Below are 16,079 nucleotides of genomic sequence, written 5' to 3' on the forward strand. Positions count from 1 at the left end.
GCGTGGAATTCAGATTTTTTTCACGTTTAACCGCTCGCGATTGACAGTAACAATTCCTACAGCGCATCCAGTACAGCCAGAAGAAAAACTTGAGCTTAAGAAAACAGCGAGCAACTAATAGCATTTCAATCCTGGGACTACATTAAATTAGGAAATTTCTGAAATCCATTTCGCAGGATTATTCACCAAATAACGAAACTCAATAAACAGACTACACCGTAGAGGTACTCACTGATCGCCGGGTAACATTGACGAACAGCATCAAAACTACTAAACCTTGAAAACCCCACACCGGGGCACTCAAGGAGGCAAAATGACAACTACATTTGGAACTACGCTGCTGAAGTTAAAAACAGGGGACGCCAACCACTTCGATTCTGAGTTCTTTGGCGGATCGGGCGGTGCAGGTGGCTGTGGAGGTAGCGGCGGATGCGGCGGCGGCGGCGGATGCAGCGGCGGGAGTGGTGGCTCTGGCGGATCTGGTGGCCATGCGGTGAGCAAGTCTGACCAGACTAATAAATAGGTGACTATCAAGGCATCCCTTCAGTAACAGCGTTGGGATGCCCTCCGGAGCCAGCCATGAAAAAAATGAAAATATGCAACTATGAGATTCTAAACTTCGATGCCGAGCCATTAATTTACTCTGATCACGGCATTACAAGGATAACCAATCCTCAACTGGTCCGCGCGCTGCAAGACCTGACGAAACATCGTAACAAAACAGTGACAGAGCTTCAGCTTGGCAAGGTACTGAGTGATTACTGCCTGGACCCGCAAGAAGCTAAAGATTACCTCAGGCGCCTTGAAATAATAGACAACCTCCGGCCCCCTCCTGTCTTGACAAACACCATTATTTATTGCGACTGGTACATTTCACAATCAACAAAGGATCAGATCGCATCCAGCGCACAAGGTATCTTGGAAGTAAAAGGCATAGCCGAAAACCCAACATTTAGCGCGCACACCCCAACACTATTCATATTGGTATATACCAAGCTCGACCTGACGGAACTGAGAGGCATCTATTACGACATAATAGACAAAAATCCGAAATCAGCTATAAGCGTTGGCTTTACGAGCGGCAACGTCTTTCATCTCACCGAGCCTCACATACCTGCTGTCAACAATCCATGCGCATTTTGCACGCTGGACCGAATTATTTACTACCAAAACATGAGAGGCAGCCACCACCATTGGAGCAAACTACTGGCTTTCTGCCACTCCGAAAACATTGCACTCCCTAAGAAAGAGCTGGAGGGTATGGAGAGCGCCTTGGTGCTCGGACTACTTGTAAGAGTCGCCAACAGGTTGACGTGCAATCAGCAGCGGAAATCCACACAAGATCGACTCCTCCACTCTACAACATTGGATTTAGAAACAGGATCGCTTCAGGAAGCCCCAAGCGTTCATTGGTCACTATGCAAGTGCCTGGAGGAAAAGAAATGACTATTCCTCACGATCACTACCTAAAGTTTGTTGAAAATAGCGTACTAGAGGAGACATTATTTTTTCACAATAGAGGCACTTACACAGTAGACAAACTGACTGGACACACAAGCACTCTTCACCATCTTCAGGGAAGCGAATTGGAGAGGATGACTGGGAATGAGTTACCGCTAGATATTATTCACACGCCCACCATGGAAACTAAACTGCAGCCACCGGACAGGCTACACCCGCTTACTCGAAATGATTCTTGTGAGCACTTCAATATGGGCAGCATGCCGTTCGAACTTGTCAAACAACTGCTCACGCCACTTCTCAAGAAACGAGATAGTCATTATGGCCGAGGCTACCCTAGCGGTGGCGCATTGTATCCTGTTGAGGTTTTCTGTTATGACTTGGGTCGTCGCGTCACCGACTGGCCACTTGAAAGCAGGTTGCTTCACCTTCTCCCTTCATCGAGATGTTTTGAAGCTCATGCAACGAATGTCGATGACACCAAACTCATCAACGCATTAACGCCACCCTGTTTCACGCTCGGCACCCCAGCGATAGCAATCGTTTATTGCATCTACCTGCCAAAAACCATTTTTAAATATCGCTACAGAGGCTATCGCCTCGCGCTAATGGAGGCAGGCTCCATGTACATGCTGGTAGACCTGAAGTGCAAAGAACTTAATCTTTCAAATCGGGTCTGGTCTGGATTTACCGACCATCAATTGACCTGCGGCCTAGCACTGAACCCTACACTGTTCTTACCCGCATGCATTCAATACATAGGGCCGCGAAATGAATAATTACAATGAACTACACACCCCACTCGAGGCAGACTTTCAATTTCTACTACCCAGCGCGATCAAAAGCCTACCACACAGTATCGAATACGGCAGCCGGTGGGACACTTACGGATCAAGTAGCGGATGGTCATACGACACTACTCAACCTGCCTTTGGTGAATACCTCGAACGCAAGCACTTTTATCTTGACGTGCCGACCCACGCACGAGAGCCACTTGATGAAACGCTAACAGCAGAGGAACTAGCTGAATTCCAATATGCCTTTGCCCAGACCGGTCGAGAGGCCGCTTCCCCATGGAAAAATAATCTACCATTAGAACTTACTAGGGTGATCAGAATAAAAGATTATTCGGCTTGTAAAATTCCAACGGCCTGCATCAAGCTCTCAGCATGTACCTCTGCGCACGACAATGAGATCTACCCACTTAGGGACACCTGCGGCTGCAGCGCACACACGAGTATAGACAAGGCTATCTTCGGCGCTATCAAAGAAGCGCTGGAGCGCCAATACCTATTGAGATTCTGGCTCACCGGTTCTTATTGCGAACCCGTAGAAACGTTACTTCTACTGGGGGCCCTAAAAAATTCGCCAACCTCGACCTTATTCAAGTGCCTGATGCAAAGCGGTGAAATTACTGCATTGAATCTCACTGATCGTAATTTTCCAGGGACGTGCATTCTGCTGTGCTATGGCAACCCCATGGCACATACGGCGGTACGTTACTGCGCGGGCATGGCTTACGCCGAAAACCTGGAAAACGCATTGGAGAAGTCAGTAATTGAGTTATGGCAAACCTTTAGATTTATGCACTCTTTTTCAGCAGCCGGCAAAGATTTAACGCAAATCAAAGACCCCTATCTACAACACTTTTTAAATGCAAACTCATACCAGACATATCTAACAATCACCACCATAACTCCACACACAGTAACTGAAAGTAATTCGCAAGAATTTACACTAGAAAACTTGATACAACTGTTACGCGAGCGCGAACTGTACGGCTACCTCTACCCAAATCAATTGCTCACCGACAAAACAACTATCTATTTCTGCAAGTACCTATCACCGAATATTTTTCTTCACATGAACAACTCGAAGAACTTTAACACCTCCAACCTCTATTCCCGACACTTCTTGAGCGAAATCAGGCCTGACCGTCTTGCTACCATGGTACCTTTCCCATGATAAAGCCATGCTTTAAGCGATCTCACATAAAGATATATACAATTACCAAATTATTTATCATCGAACAACTCAGAGAGCCCACCGCACTTCTATGGACCACACTCTCCCCGTGCGCATTATTCTACTTCATGGCTTCATCAAAACACGCTCAACTGGCGCCGCCAGACTACACGTCGTCGGCATCATGGTTTTATGCATACATCGCATGCAGCTCAGCCTTATTCGGCTTGAGCTACTACCTCATTGGCCGGCGAGAGAGTGGGTTCATACGGTCATTCATCTATAACGAATCTGCACTGAGGCTATTTCTAACCTCGCACATCCTCAGTAATAGCTGTATCAGCGCGATCCACTTCTCTATCTTCTATTTAATTACCAAGCCCATGACAGGCGCTTATTCCATCACGGAGTACACATTCCTACTGACGGGTTTTTACATTAGCTACCTAGGGTTTGCATCGATCGGTCTGATTTTTACTATTTTGCCGATCAAGTTCAGTACAGCAGGCACTCTATTTTCAATCTTTTCATTTGCGATGTTGGTGCTAGGGTTTATCAGTGCTTCAGCTACTGAATCCTCAACGCCTCTTTCACGCTACAATCCGCTTGCCCTGATCGCAGCGCTGCTATCGGGCGACATCCCATTGCTGACAGCTGCTGTCGCCGTCGCTGCTTCATTCCTGTTTAGTCTTTATCTGGCCAAGCGCTATTTTCGCATCCAACCCGTATGGAGCAGATACTGAATGACCAAGATCACTATCCGCGACCTAGGCTACTCATATGCTCGCACCCCGCTGTTCCATAAACTCAATTTTTCTGCCTACCGAGGTGAGGCTATCGGAATACTCGGCTCCAATGGCGCGGGCAAGACCACCTTGTTTGACTTGATTTGTAATCTTAGGAAGCCAGACGCCGGTACCCTGACCAATAACGCTTGCCGTCAGTTATACCTATCCCAAACGCTGTCACCTCCCCCAGGCTTGCGTATGCAGGAGATTCACGCCCTCATCACTCATCTTGATGGGGACAAGCCGCTTAGCGCGGGTGAAACCTTCAAGTGCATGGAGCGATGGTCAGTCCCCTTGTATAAACGCTATGCGGCCCTCTGGAACAAAAAACCAGCGAACTGCAGCTACGGAGAAATAAGGAGTTTTTTCACGCTGACGTTGCTCGTGATGCAGGGCGACTTGCTTATCCTTGATGAGCCGACAGCTGGCGTTGACCCGGAGTTCCGGCACTATATATGGCTGGCCATTCGCAAGGCCTGCGCAGAGGGCGCGACCGTGCTCGTCTCATCACACCACATTCAGGAAATCACGGCTAACTGTGATCGGTTCTACATGCTTGCTCAACGCACATTGCAGGAGTTCAGCAGTGCCGAACATTTTATGACCCACCACGACACAGAGTGCCTTGACGAAGCGTTTATCCTCGCTTCGTCGAAAGACTGATTGGGGTATCACATCAGCGCCTGCCCATAACCTTCAATGAATTCGCCCGGCATACGCTTGGGCTTGCCGGTCGACAGCTCGATACAGACAAAGGTGGTTTGCGCGCGCAGCAGGGTCACGCCGTCGCTCGGGCGCTTGAGCTGAAACCGGCGGGTCATGCGCAGGCGCTGGTCCCAGTCGACGATCCAGGTGGCCAGTTGCAGCTCGTCATCTTCGTAGCCGGCAGCCAGGTAATCGATTTCGTGGCGAACAACGGCCATGGCCCGGTCAAGACGGCGGTATTCGGCCAAGTCCAGACCCAGACGCTGCGAGTGGCGCCAGGCGCAGCGCTCCAGCCAGGTGACGTAGACCGCGTTGTTGGCGTGGCCGAGGCCGTCGATGTCGTCACCGCCAACGCGTAGGTCGATGATGAATGGCGATGCCAGATCCCAGCTCATGCGCGCTCCGAAGGTCATTGAAGGCGTTGATTGTAGCGGATGCTCAGGCGCTTTGGCGTGCTGGTGTGGCAGCGCGCGCCAGCAGCTCAAGCACGCCTTCGACCAGAAGCGGGTCGGCCAGCACACGCTGGTGACCGCCTTCTTCGAGCATCAGCAAGCGGCTGTCGAACCAGGCCTTGTGGATCAATTGCGCTTCGCTGGCAGCGACCAGAGGATCATCACTGGCGTGCACTATCAGGCCCGGCAGCTCGAGTTGATAGCCGTTGACGTCAAGCCGGGCGACTTGCAGGCCGACATCCTGCTCGACCTGGCGAATAAACGCCGCCCGCGCCCGCGCCGGCATGCCCAGCCGCTGGGCAAAACCGCGCAACACCCCGAGCAGTTGCGCCGGCGCGGCAATGCTGACCGCAGCCTCGGTGCGCAAACCCCATTGCAGCGCCAGCAAGACACTGGCACCACCCATCGAATGGCCGATCACGGCGCGCAGCGGCGGCAGTTCGGCAGCAGCTTCGAGCAGCGCCCGGGCAAACAGCGCCACATGCGCCTGTCGGCCCGGAGAACGTCCATGGGCCGGCCCTTCCAGCGACACCACGGTATGCCCGGCCGCCACCAGCGCTTCAATCAACGCGGCAAACTGGGTTGGGCGCCCTTCCCAACCGTGCATCATCAGCACTGTCGGCCCCTGGCCCCAGCGCAGCGCTGACAGGCCGAAGCGCAAGGTGATGCGTTCAGCTGTCGCCAGCAAGGGCAACTCCCATTGCCGCGGCGGCAGGTTGCGCGGGGTCATGAAGGCGCGGCGCATCTTGCCCGCTATATGCTCGGGGGCCAGCCGGCCCAGGGTACCGTTGACGCCGCGAATCCAACTCAGGGTAGTCATCATCAATACTCCAGTCAGGCCACTAGATGACCGCCGACTTGGCGGCGCGCAGGATTCGGTCGGACAGCTCACTGGTGCCCAGCGCTCGGGCCAGCGCCAGGCCACCGATCATCAGCGCCAGGTCGGCCAACGCCTTGTCGGCGTCTTCGGGGCGGTCGACCATCTGCGCGGTCATCAGCTCCAGGTGCTCGGCCAGCGCCTCGCGAAACGCTTCAGGCAGGCGCTGCATCTCGCTCAGCGAGGTGGGCAACGGGCATGCCTGCTCGAGCGCGTCGCGATGCTTGCGTGACAGGTAGAAAGCAGCAGCGAGGGCACGGCGCCCGGTGCCGTCCAGGGCTGGATCGATCTGGGTGAATAAACCGCGGCGCTCGCTCAGCAACTGGCTGAACGCCTCGAGCATGAGTTCGTCCTTGCTGTCGAAGTGCGCGTAGAAACCGCCCACGGTCAACCCGGCGGCGCCCATCACCTGACTCACACTGGGCTCGGCCGGTCCGTGCTGGATCAACGCGCTGCGGGCTGAATCGAGAATGCGTTGGCGGGTCTTGCTCTTCTTGTCGTTCATAAGCCACCCGATAAATATTATGAGCGTAATATGATGCACATAATATTTATTGGCAAGCGAAAAAATCGAGCTCAGGCCGCTTCATTGAAAAAGTAAGGAAGGCAGAAAAAACAAAAGGCCCATTCAATAATCGAATGAGCCTTATAAGCCCCGCAAAACGCGAGAAAAAAATGGCGTCCCCTAGGGGACTCGAACCCCTGTTACCGCCGTGAAAGGGCGGTGTCCTAGGCCACTAGACGAAGGGGACTTGTAACCTTCGTGCAGGCCCGCTTTCACGAACCCTGGCAAATATTGGTGGAGCTAAGCGGGATCGAACCGCTGACCTCCTGCATGCCATGCAGGCGCTCTCCCAGCTGAGCTATAGCCCCTAAAACAAAAGGCCCATCCAATATGCGAATGAGCCTTTAAAGCCCCGCAAAACGCGGGTAAAACTGGCGTCCCCTAGGGGACTCGAACCCCTGTTACCGCCGTGAAAGGGCGGTGTCCTAGGCCACTAGACGAAGGGGACATAACCTTCGTGCCGGTTCGCTTGCACAAACCGCGGCAAAATTGGTGGAGCTAAGCGGGATCGAACCGCTGACCTCCTGCATGCCATGCAGGCGCTCTCCCAGCTGAGCTATAGCCCCGGATTTCTAGCCTCGCGGCCCAGCGACATGGTTATACATCGCTTGTGTAAAACTGGCGTCCCCTAGGGGACTCGAACCCCTGTTACCGCCGTGAAAGGGCGGTGTCCTAGGCCACTAGACGAAGGGGACGAACCTTCTACCGTGAAACCTGGCGCTGGTGCCGGGTTTCATTCTCCGCCAGCAGTGCTGGCCAAGAATCGGAATTTGGTGGAGCTAAGCGGGATCGAACCGCTGACCTCCTGCATGCCATGCAGGCGCTCTCCCAGCTGAGCTATAGCCCCACAATGTCGCTTTGAACTGAATTGCCGGCTGGGTTGCTGACAGTTCGTTACGTTCATCGCTGTGGACGGGGCGCATATTAAGATCGGATGGCTATGCTGTCAAACGAATTTTTGAAATTAACCAAAAGATTTTTCACAGATAACAATCACTTACCGCCCTGCCCCAGCAATTGACGATTTTGCCTACGGCAGCCGGCCCGCCCAGCGTCAGCTGGGACAGGCAAGCACGCTTGGGTAGCTGGCTGTCAGGCAATGTTGGCCAGCAGTTTTTCCCATTCCTTGTTTTCTTTCTTCGACACACCACCGAGCAGATCCAGCGCCTGACGCAGGCGGTAGCGAGTCAGGTCAGGGCCAAGGATTTCCATCGCATCCAGCACCGACACCGAACTGGCCTGGCCTGAGATAGCAGCAAACATCAGCGGCATGGCGTCACGCAGCTTCAGCTCAAGCGATTCGACCACGGCCTGGATGCAACCGGTGATGCGGTCTTTTTCCCACTGGCGCAAGCTCTCCAGCTTCCACAGAATCAGCTGGATGACCTGGCGGACCTGATCGGGCGAGAGCTTCTTGTGCTCGAACAGCTTGGCATCAAGCTTCAACGCACCCTCGAAGAAGAAGCCACCCAACGGGGCGATCTGGCTGAAGGTCTCTACGCGACCCTGCACATGCGGCGCGATCTTCATCATGTAATCGCTGTTGAACGCCCACTTCTGTACCCGTGCAGCGAACTCCTCGACCGGCAACTCACGCAGCCACTGGCCGTTGAGCCAGGACAGCTTTTCGATATCGAAGATCGGCCCACCCAGGGAAATCCGCGACAGGTCGAAGTGCTCGACCATCTCGGCCAGGGAAAACTTCTCGCGCTCGTCCGGCATCGACCAGCCCATGCGGCCGAGGTAATTGAGCATGGCTTCGGGCATGAAGCCCATGCGCTCGTAGAAGGTGACCGAAGTCGGATTCTTGCGCTTGGACAGCTTGCTCTTGTCCGGGTTACGCAGCAGCGGCATGTAGCACAGCTGCGGCTGCTCCCAGCCGAAGTACTCATACAGTTTGATCAGCTTGGGCGCCGACGGCAGCCACTCTTCGCCACGCAGGACGTGAGTGATGCCCATCAGGTGGTCATCGACCACGTTGGCCAGGAAGTAGGTCGGCAGGCCGTCGTTCTTCATCAGGACCTGCATGTCCATGCGATCCCACGGGATTTCGACATCGCCACGGAGCATGTCCGGGACCACGCAGACGCCTTCGCTTGGCACCTTCATGCGGATCACATGGGGCTCACCAGCGGCCAGGCGACGCTGCACTTCCTCAACGCTGAGCAACAGCGCGCGGCCGTCGTAACGCGGCGTCTCGCCCCGGGCCATCTGTTCGGCGCGCATCTGGTCGAGTTCTTCTGCGGTACAGAAGCAGTAGAACGCATGCCCGGCGTCAACCAGCTGCTTGGCGTACTTCGCGTAGATCTCGCCACGCTCGCTCTGCCGGTAAGGGCCGTGCGGGCCGCCCACGTCCGGGCCTTCGTTCCACTCGATGCCCAGCCAGCGCAGGGCGTCGAAGATCTGCTGTTCCGATTCACGGGTCGAACGCAGCTGATCGGTGTCCTCGATGCGCAGGATGAATTCGCCGCCGTGCTGCTTGGCAAAGCAGTAGTTGAACAGGGCGATGTAGGCGGTGCCAACATGGGGGTCGCCGGTGGGCGATGGCGCGATACGCGTGCGAACGGTGGTCATGGAGGGTCTCGAACGAAGTTGAAACAAAGGCGCGATGTTAGCAGGGAGCGGGCATCAGGCTCCAGCGGTGGCGCAATCGCCCCACCGTCAGCCCAGGCGTGCAGATGATCGGCAGGCTATGCCGATCGGGCAACTTAGCTGGTGATCAGCCGCTCACGCAGCTTGGTGATCTCGTCGCGCATCTGCGCGGCGGCCTCGAACTCGAGGTCGCGCGCCAGCTGGAACATCTTCTCTTCCATCTGTTTGATGCGTTTGGTGATCTCGCCTGGGGTGCGCAACTCGGCTTCGTAGCGAGCGCTCTCCTCCGCCGCCTTGGCCATGCCTTTGCGCTTCTTGCTGCGCCCGCCGGGGATGTTGGCGCCTTCCATGATGTCGGTGATGTCCTTGACCACCCCTTTGGGCACGATGCCGTTGGCCTCGTTGAAGGCGATCTGCTTTGCCCGGCGGCGCTCGGTCTCGTCGATGGCGCGTTGCATCGAGCCGGTCATGCGGTCGGCATACAGGATGGCCTTGCCGTTGAGGTTACGCGCTGCGCGGCCGATGGTCTGGATCAGCGAGCGGTCCGAGCGCAGGAAACCCTCCTTGTCGGCGTCCAGAATCGCCACCAGCGACACTTCGGGCATGTCCAGGCCTTCACGCAGCAGGTTGATCCCCACCAGCACATCGAAGGTACCCAGACGCAGGTCGCGAATGATCTCTACCCGCTCGACAGTGTCGATGTCCGAGTGCAGGTAGCGCACGCGTATGTCGTGGTCGGCCAGGTAGTCACTGAGGTCTTCGGCCATGCGCTTGGTCAGCGTGGTGGCCAGCACGCGCTCGCCAACGGCCACACGTTTGCCGATCTCCGACAACAGATCGTCGACCTGGGTCAGCGCCGGGCGGATTTCTACCAATGGATCAACCAAGCCGGTCGGCCGCACCACCTGCTCGACCACACGCCCGGCATGCTCCGCCTCGTACTGACCGGGGGTGGCAGAAACGAAGATGGTCTGCGGGCTGACCGACTCCCATTCATCGAAGCGCATGGGCCGGTTGTCCAGCGCCGATGGCAGACGGAAACCGTACTCGACCAGAGTCTCCTTGCGTGAACGGTCGCCTTTGTACATGGCGCCGACCTGCGGAACGCTCACGTGCGACTCGTCGATCACCAGCAGGGCGTCGGCAGGCAGGTAGTCGTACAGGGTGGGCGGCGGCGCACCGGAAGGCCGACCAGACAGGTAGCGCGAGTAGTTTTCGATACCGTTGCAATAGCCCAGCTCGAGGATCATTTCCAGGTCGAAGCGAGTGCGCTGCTCGAGGCGCTGCGCCTCGACCAGCTTGTTGTTCTTGTGCAGGTACTCAAGGCGGTCCTTGAGCTCTTCCTTGATGCCCTCGATTGCCCCAAGCAGGGTTTCACGCGGGGTTACATAGTGGCTCTTCGGATAGAAGGTAAAACGTGGCAGCTTGCGCAGCACCTCGCCGGTCAACGGGTCGAAGGCGGCAATGTTCTCCACTTCGTCATCGAACAATTCGATGCGGATCGCCTCGAGATCTGACTCGGCCGGGTACACGTCGATGACATCACCGCGCACGCGGAAGGTGGCGCGGGCGAAGTCCATCTCGTTGCGGGTGTACTGCAGATCGGCCAGGCGCCGCAGCAACGCGCGCTGGTCGAACTTGTCGCCGCGATCGATGTGCAGGACCATCTTGAGGTACGTTTCAGGGCTGCCCAGACCGTAGATGCACGACACCGTGGTGACAATGATGGCGTCGCGTCGCTCGAGCAGGGCCTTGGTAGCCGACAGGCGCATCTGCTCGATATGGTCGTTGATCGATGCATCCTTCTCGATGAAGGTGTCCGAAGACGGCACATAGGCTTCCGGCTGATAGTAGTCGTAGTAGGAAACGAAATACTCGACCGCGTTGTTCGGGAAAAACGCCTTGAACTCGCCATACAACTGGGCCGCCAGGGTCTTGTTCGGCGCCAGCACCAGGGTTGGCCGCTGCACCTGCTGAATCACGTTGGCGATACTGAAGGTCTTGCCCGAGCCGGTTACCCCGAGCAGGGTCTGGTGCGAAAGCCCGGCGTCGATACCCTCGACCAACTGGCGAATCGCCTCAGGCTGGTCGCCGGCCGGCTGAAAACGGGTGACAAGCTGAAACTCGGACATGGCAGACCTCGAGCAACTGTAAATATAGCCAGTAGTCTACACCGAAACGGGCCTTTCCATTGCCCGCTTCGCGGCTGGCGCTGTGAACGTGTGTTTCTGTGGACCGGGCAATTAGACCAATGGTCCAAAAAAATTGCGAAAAAACGCCGGAAAACCTGCGCCCGATGGTCGCAGCGGTCGGCGCGTATCTCTATACTGACTCCCCGTTTGTGCACCGCTTCAGTGCATTCGGCTGGAGCGTGCAAGCCCTATCACACTCCATTCAGAGCCAAGGTAACAATGAGCCTGTTTTCCGCTGTCGAGCTGGCACCCCGCGACCCTATCCTGGGCCTCAACGAAGCTTTCAACACCGACCCGCGCACCGACAAGGTGAACCTGGGCGTCGGCGTTTACTGCAATGAGGAAGGCCGTATCCCGCTGCTGCGCGCAGTGATCGAAGCCGAGACCCAGCGTGCCGCACAGCATGCTTCGCGCGGCTATTTGCCGATCGATGGGATTGCCACCTACGACCAGGCTGTACAGAAGCTGCTGTTCGGCGCCGAATCGCCACTGCTGGCCGCTGGCCGCGTGGTCACCGTGCAGGCAGTGGGCGGCACTGGCGCACTGAAGATCGGCGCAGACTTCCTCAAGCGCCTGTCGCCTGATGCAGTCGTCGCCATCAGCGACCCGAGCTGGGAGAACCACCGCGCGCTGTTCGAGACGGCCGGTTTCCCGGTACAGAACTACCGCTACTACGATGCTGCCAGCCACGACGTCAACCGCGCCGGCATGCTCGAAGACCTCAACCAGCTGCCGTCGGGCTCGATCATCGTCCTGCATGCCTGCTGCCATAACCCGACCGGTGTCGACCTGACCCTGGACGACTGGAAAAACGTCCTGGAAGTGGTCAAGGCCAAAGGCCATGTGCCGTTCCTCGACATGGCCTATCAGGGCTTTGGCGCCGGCATCGCCGAAGACGCCTTCGCCGTACGCCTGTTCGCCGAGTCGGGCCTGGACTTCTTTGTCTCCAGCTCGTTCTCCAAGTCGTTCTCGCTGTATGGCGAGCGCGTCGGCGCGCTGTCGATCGTCACTGCCTCCAAGGACGAAAGCACCCGCGTGCTGTCGCAGGTCAAGCGGGTTATCCGCACCACCTACTCCAACCCGCCGACCCACGGCGCAAGCATCGTCGCTGCCGTGCTGAACAGCCCTGAGCTGCGCCAGATGTGGGAAGACGAGCTGGGCGAAATGCGTAATCGCATTCACGGCATGCGCAAGCAGATGGTCGAGTTGCTGGCTACCTATGGTGCCAACCGCGACTTCAGCTTTGTCGGTCGCCAGTGCGGGATGTTCTCCTACTCGGGCCTGACTGCCGAGCAGGTCAATCGCCTGAAGGATGAGTTCGGCATCTATGCGCTGGATACTGGCCGTATCTGTGTTGCTGCGCTGAACCAGAGCAACATCCACGTAGTGACCAAAGCTATCGTCGCGGTGCTTTGATGCAGTTGGGGGCTGCTCTGCAGCCCCCAACTGTTTTCAGCCAGCACGCCCAATCGGGTAAAACTGGCCATGGCTCCACACCCCGAGCCATTCCTCGCCGTCCAGCAAGCGCGGCACCGCCAGCTCCACCAACTGATAGAACACGTTGCGATGCAACAGCGCCTCAAGGTTGCTGCGCATCAGGATGTAGGGCGCAGGTTCCTGCGTGACCGGATCAACCTCGACCCGCAACGGATGCGCACTGCTAGCCTCAATCACATCCTCAACATTGCTGGTGAAACGCAAAACCTGCGCCTCCCCCGCGCCGATCACCTCCAGCAACACCGCCACAAACGGCGCGTCATCGACTTGGATGCCGACCTTCTCGACCGGCGTCACCAAAAAGTAATCATCACCGTCACGGCGCAGGATATTGGAAAACAGCCGCACCATTGGTTTACGGCCAATTGGCGTGCCCTGGTAAAACCAGGTGCCATCACGGGCGATGCGCATGTCGATGTCGCCGCAGAAATCCGGGTTCCACAGGTGAACCGGCGCCGGGCCCCTACCCTTGGGGATTTGCGCCAACAGATCGTTGGTCTCGACAGACTCGGTCATCACCCTCTCCTATCAGCGGCTCATACCCAACAGGCTACGAGCGTACTCGCGCATGGGCGCTGCGAGCAAATCCTGCGGGCTATTGTCGTGAAACGTCAACAAACCGCCACGGCTCTTGATCCGCGCTGTGTCGATCAGGTAGCGAGTGCTGGTTTCGATGAGCATCATCTGCACCACGCCCGTGTCCCAACCGAGCCGGTCGACTGCCTGTTCGTCGTACCACTCATCACCATTGCCGATGCGGTCGTCGGTACGAGCGAAGCGGGTATACAGCACGTAATGGGCACCGACCGAGCGGGCTTCGGCGATGGCATCTTCCAGGCCCAGCGGGCCTTGCGCACGACGCACCAGCGGGAAGTACTCGACAAAAGCCTTGAACGCCTCTTCGGCGACGATGTTCTGCTGCGGCAGCGGGCCTTTGCCCGGCGGCACGAACGCACCCTGGCCAATATAGATGAACGAATCCGGTTGCAGGCGCACCGACAGGCTGCGCTGGGTATCGCTATGATCGAGCAGACCGGCATCGCTCATGTGATAGCGAACACCTTCGCCCATATCGCTGACATTCATGCAGCCACCAAGCGCCATCAGCGCCAGCAGCAAAACCAGGCTACGCATTTTTCCTCCAGAGACCGGTGACGAAAAACCGGCGAATAGCCGCCAGATGCAGCTTTTGCGCCAGAGTCAGCCGCCGATCACCTTCATTACCGTTACCCCACCGGCGAACGCCAGCTCCTGCTTGTCAGCCAGGGCTTTTACCAGTAACCGTTGCAGCGCTGGCAACGCCAGGTGCCGGGGGCGATCAAGCAAGTCGCCGATGTAGTGCCGATTGCTGCTCGACAGGCAGCCATGCAGCCAGCCGGTTGAGGACAAGCGCAGCCGCGAACAGGCGCGGCAGAACGGTACGCTCTCGTTGGCGATAACGCCAAAATGGCCTTTGCCGGGGATCTGGTAGCGCAATGCGGTGGCATCAACAGCAGCGCTGGCCTGCTCAAAGGCATGGTGCTGGCCAATCAGCGCCAGCAGCTCAGGCAGGCTGACCAACTGCTGGCGAAAGGCATTGCCGTCGCGCGCCAGGTGGCCCATGCGCATCAGCTCGATGAAACGCAGCTCGTAGCCACGCGCCAGGCAGTAGTCAAGCAGCGGCGCGACCTGATCCAGATTCTGTCCGCGCATCGGCACCATGTTGACCTTGATGCGCATGCCAGCCGCACTGGCCTCTTGCATGCCAAGCAACACCGTGGCCAGGTCACCGCCGCGAGCAATGCTGCGAAATGCAGCGGCGTCGAGGGTATCCAGCGACACGTTCAAGCGGCGGATACCCGCGGCCTCTAGCAGCGGCAGGCACCGCGACAGTAACTGGCCGTTGGTAGTCAGGCTGATGTCGTGCAGGTCGAGGCCGGCGATGGCGATGAGAAACTCTTCGAGCCTGGGACTGATCAGTGGCTCGCCGCCGGTGATGCGTAGACGCTCGATGCCGGCCGCCTCGATCAGGTAAGCCACCCCTCGTGCCAGGGCCTCGCCAGAGAGCTCATCCTGCGCCGCCACCAAACGCTTGCCGTCGGGTACGCAGTAGGTACAAGCGTAGTTACAGGCCGCCGTCAGGCTGACCCGCAGGTTGCGAAAACGCCTGCCTTGACGATCGACGATCATGGATGACTCCGACATGGAAGAATAAGCCGTGCAAAACCTGACTCATAAATCAGGTTTTTGCAAGCTCCCATGTCGGACAGCCCCGCAAAGGGTGACGGGGCGTTGCTGTCAGGCGTTCGGTTCGGGGTCGCGCTTGCGCTTGTTACCCATGCGCACACCGATGTCCATCAGGAACTGGAAGAAGCCTTCCTGATCTTCCAGTACATTGCTCCAGAACGGCGAGTGGTACAGCGCCACTGCGCCATGCACCAGCGCCCAGGCGGCGCAGTAGTGGAAGTACGGTGGCACGTCTTCAAGCTTGCCTTCGCTGATACGACCCTTGATCAGTTGAGTCAGGCGATCGAAATTGGAGGCACGAATGCTGTGCAGCTCCTCGACCATCTCTGGTACCTGATTACCCTTGACCACCTTCTCTTCAAGGCGATCGAACAGCCGGTAGCGCTGCGGGTCACGCATGCGGAATTCGAAGTAGGCACGCGACAGTGCTTCTTTGTCGCGGTCGACATCGGCCGAGTGCAGCAAGGTGTTCAAATCGCGCTCGTAGTCGAGCATCAGGCGCAGGTAGATCTCTGCCTTGGACTTGAAGTGCTTGTAGATCGTACCTTTGCCGATGCCAACGGCGTCGGCGATCATCTCGACGGTGACGCTGTCTTCACCCTGTTCGAGGAACAGTCTGAGGGCGGTATCAAGGATCTCTTGTTCGCGACGGCGAAACTCACGGACCTTACGCGGTTCTTTCTGCATGGAAGGCTGCATGGGGGAGGACTGGCTGACAATCGAAGCGGATTATTATGCCTATCTTGCAAGAAATTGCAC

15 protein-coding genes and 6 tRNA genes are annotated in these 16,079 nt (G+C 57.0%); 6 read left to right on the forward strand and 15 right to left on the reverse strand.

Going from position 1 to position 16,079, the window contains the following annotated elements; genetic code table 11:
• The first annotated feature begins 579 nt into the window (after positions 1-579).
• The 5 genes from CXQ80_RS16625 (at position 580) to CXQ80_RS16645 (ending at position 4,877) form a co-directional block, all read left to right on the forward strand.
• Entirely contained in the window at positions 580-1,446 is an 867-nt protein-coding gene (locus CXQ80_RS16625) for an McbB family protein (RefSeq protein WP_101321441.1), read from the forward strand.
• Positions 1,443-2,240, forward strand: a complete 798-nt coding sequence (locus CXQ80_RS16630; RefSeq protein WP_101321443.1) for a microcin B17 processing protein McbC — start codon at positions 1,443-1,445, stop codon at positions 2,238-2,240. Before CXQ80_RS16625 ends, CXQ80_RS16630 begins: the two co-directional genes overlap by 4 nt.
• Positions 2,233-3,426, forward strand: coding sequence for a YcaO-like family protein (locus tag CXQ80_RS16635; RefSeq protein WP_101321445.1), 1,194 nt, complete (start codon positions 2,233-2,235; stop codon positions 3,424-3,426). The genes CXQ80_RS16630 and CXQ80_RS16635 overlap by 8 nt, the downstream gene beginning before the upstream one ends.
• A gap of 128 nt (positions 3,427-3,554) precedes the next feature.
• Entirely contained in the window at positions 3,555-4,169 is a 615-nt protein-coding gene (locus tag CXQ80_RS16640) for a hypothetical protein (protein WP_256585585.1), read from the forward strand.
• Positions 4,170-4,877: an ATP-binding cassette domain-containing protein gene (locus CXQ80_RS16645; RefSeq protein WP_101321449.1), complete on the forward strand. Its 708-nt coding sequence runs from the start codon at positions 4,170-4,172 to the stop codon at positions 4,875-4,877.
• An 8-nt stretch (positions 4,878-4,885) separates the two neighbouring features.
• Here the strand turns inward: CXQ80_RS16645 and CXQ80_RS16650 are convergent, their stop codons facing one another.
• The 11 genes from CXQ80_RS16650 to uvrB all read right to left on the reverse strand — a co-directional run bounded on the left by CXQ80_RS16650 (position 4,886) and on the right by uvrB (position 11,537).
• Positions 4,886-5,314, reverse strand: coding sequence for a thioesterase family protein (locus CXQ80_RS16650; RefSeq protein ID WP_101321451.1), 429 nt, complete (start codon positions 5,312-5,314; stop codon positions 4,886-4,888).
• Between the two features lie 43 nt (positions 5,315-5,357).
• Complete coding sequence (locus CXQ80_RS16655) at positions 5,358-6,191, reverse strand: alpha/beta hydrolase (RefSeq protein WP_101323080.1); 834 nt, start codon at positions 6,189-6,191, stop codon at positions 5,358-5,360.
• Positions 6,192-6,213: 22 nt separating this feature from the next.
• Positions 6,214-6,753 carry a TetR/AcrR family transcriptional regulator gene (locus CXQ80_RS16660; RefSeq protein ID WP_101321453.1) on the reverse strand — a complete coding sequence of 180 codons (540 nt, stop codon included), beginning with the start codon at positions 6,751-6,753 and terminating at the stop codon, positions 6,214-6,216.
• Positions 6,754-6,924: 171 nt separating this feature from the next.
• A tRNA-Glu gene (locus CXQ80_RS16665) sits at positions 6,925-7,000 on the reverse strand.
• Positions 7,001-7,045: 45 nt separating this feature from the next.
• Positions 7,046-7,121, reverse strand: a tRNA-Ala gene (locus tag CXQ80_RS16670).
• A gap of 64 nt (positions 7,122-7,185) precedes the next feature.
• A tRNA-Glu gene (locus tag CXQ80_RS16675) sits at positions 7,186-7,261 on the reverse strand.
• A 42-nt stretch (positions 7,262-7,303) separates the two neighbouring features.
• Positions 7,304-7,379: transfer RNA gene (locus CXQ80_RS16680), tRNA-Ala, on the reverse strand.
• Between the two features lie 53 nt (positions 7,380-7,432).
• Positions 7,433-7,508, reverse strand: a tRNA-Glu gene (locus tag CXQ80_RS16685).
• 76 nt (positions 7,509-7,584) lie between these two features.
• Positions 7,585-7,660, reverse strand: a tRNA-Ala gene (locus CXQ80_RS16690).
• A 245-nt stretch (positions 7,661-7,905) separates the two neighbouring features.
• Positions 7,906-9,387: a glutamate--tRNA ligase gene (gltX, locus tag CXQ80_RS16695; protein WP_101321455.1), complete on the reverse strand. Its 1,482-nt coding sequence runs from the start codon at positions 9,385-9,387 to the stop codon at positions 7,906-7,908.
• Between the two features lie 134 nt (positions 9,388-9,521).
• Positions 9,522-11,537, reverse strand: a complete 2,016-nt coding sequence (gene uvrB, locus CXQ80_RS16700) for an excinuclease ABC subunit UvrB (RefSeq protein WP_101321457.1) — start codon at positions 11,535-11,537, stop codon at positions 9,522-9,524.
• A gap of 279 nt (positions 11,538-11,816) precedes the next feature.
• On the opposite strand from uvrB, the gene CXQ80_RS16705 reads away from it, so the two are divergent.
• Positions 11,817-13,013, forward strand: coding sequence for an amino acid aminotransferase (locus tag CXQ80_RS16705; RefSeq protein WP_101321459.1), 1,197 nt, complete (start codon positions 11,817-11,819; stop codon positions 13,011-13,013).
• Between the two features lie 36 nt (positions 13,014-13,049).
• Here CXQ80_RS16705 and CXQ80_RS16710 read toward each other — a convergent pair whose 3' ends face one another.
• From CXQ80_RS16710 to CXQ80_RS16725, 4 genes are all read right to left on the reverse strand, one after another.
• The gene (locus CXQ80_RS16710) at positions 13,050-13,610 is read right to left on the reverse strand and encodes a DUF1285 domain-containing protein (protein WP_101321461.1); all 561 of its coding nucleotides are present in this window, start codon (positions 13,608-13,610) and stop codon (positions 13,050-13,052) included.
• Between the two features lie 12 nt (positions 13,611-13,622).
• Entirely contained in the window at positions 13,623-14,228 is a 606-nt protein-coding gene (locus CXQ80_RS16715) for a DUF4823 domain-containing protein (protein ID WP_101321464.1), read from the reverse strand.
• Positions 14,229-14,294: 66 nt separating this feature from the next.
• A complete protein-coding gene (locus CXQ80_RS16720) occupies positions 14,295-15,263 on the reverse strand; it encodes a GTP 3',8-cyclase MoaA (RefSeq protein ID WP_101321466.1) in 969 nt (322 codons plus the stop codon).
• A 108-nt stretch (positions 15,264-15,371) separates the two neighbouring features.
• The gene (locus CXQ80_RS16725; RefSeq protein ID WP_101321468.1) at positions 15,372-16,007 is read right to left on the reverse strand and encodes a TetR/AcrR family transcriptional regulator; all 636 of its coding nucleotides are present in this window, start codon (positions 16,005-16,007) and stop codon (positions 15,372-15,374) included.
• Between the last annotated feature and the right edge of the window lie 72 nt (positions 16,008-16,079).

This window comes from Pseudomonas sp. 02C 26, from assembly GCF_002843585.1.
GTDB classification, from domain to species: Bacteria; Pseudomonadota; Gammaproteobacteria; order Pseudomonadales; family Pseudomonadaceae; genus Aquipseudomonas; species Aquipseudomonas shirazensis.

What these genes read in the sequence shown, in the direction of transcription:
- CXQ80_RS16655 (WP_101323080.1), bottom strand. Translation starts at nt 6,191, where the DNA reads ATGACTACCCTGAGTTGGATTCGCGGCGTCAACGGTACCCTGGGCCGG.
- CXQ80_RS16705 (WP_101321459.1), top strand. Translation starts at nt 11,817, where the DNA reads ATGAGCCTGTTTTCCGCTGTCGAGCTGGCACCCCGCGACCCTATCCTG.
- CXQ80_RS16660 (WP_101321453.1), bottom strand. Translation starts at nt 6,753, where the DNA reads ATGAACGACAAGAAGAGCAAGACCCGCCAACGCATTCTCGATTCAGCC.
- CXQ80_RS16630 (WP_101321443.1), top strand. Translation starts at nt 1,443, where the DNA reads ATGACTATTCCTCACGATCACTACCTAAAGTTTGTTGAAAATAGCGTA.
- CXQ80_RS16650 (WP_101321451.1), bottom strand. Translation starts at nt 5,314, where the DNA reads ATGAGCTGGGATCTGGCATCGCCATTCATCATCGACCTACGCGTTGGC.
- uvrB (WP_101321457.1), bottom strand. Translation starts at nt 11,537, where the DNA reads ATGTCCGAGTTTCAGCTTGTCACCCGTTTTCAGCCGGCCGGCGACCAG.
- CXQ80_RS16640 (WP_256585585.1), top strand. Translation starts at nt 3,555, where the DNA reads ATGGCTTCATCAAAACACGCTCAACTGGCGCCGCCAGACTACACGTCG.
- CXQ80_RS16645 (WP_101321449.1), top strand. Translation starts at nt 4,170, where the DNA reads ATGACCAAGATCACTATCCGCGACCTAGGCTACTCATATGCTCGCACC.
- CXQ80_RS16635 (WP_101321445.1), top strand. Translation starts at nt 2,233, where the DNA reads ATGAATAATTACAATGAACTACACACCCCACTCGAGGCAGACTTTCAA.
- CXQ80_RS16725 (WP_101321468.1), bottom strand. Translation starts at nt 16,007, where the DNA reads ATGCAGAAAGAACCGCGTAAGGTCCGTGAGTTTCGCCGTCGCGAACAA.
- CXQ80_RS16625 (WP_101321441.1), top strand. Translation starts at nt 580, where the DNA reads ATGAAAAAAATGAAAATATGCAACTATGAGATTCTAAACTTCGATGCC.
- gltX (WP_101321455.1), bottom strand. Translation starts at nt 9,387, where the DNA reads ATGACCACCGTTCGCACGCGTATCGCGCCATCGCCCACCGGCGACCCC.
- CXQ80_RS16715 (WP_101321464.1), bottom strand. Translation starts at nt 14,228, where the DNA reads ATGCGTAGCCTGGTTTTGCTGCTGGCGCTGATGGCGCTTGGTGGCTGC.
- CXQ80_RS16720 (WP_101321466.1), bottom strand. Translation starts at nt 15,263, where the DNA reads ATGATCGTCGATCGTCAAGGCAGGCGTTTTCGCAACCTGCGGGTCAGC.
- CXQ80_RS16710 (WP_101321461.1), bottom strand. Translation starts at nt 13,610, where the DNA reads ATGACCGAGTCTGTCGAGACCAACGATCTGTTGGCGCAAATCCCCAAG.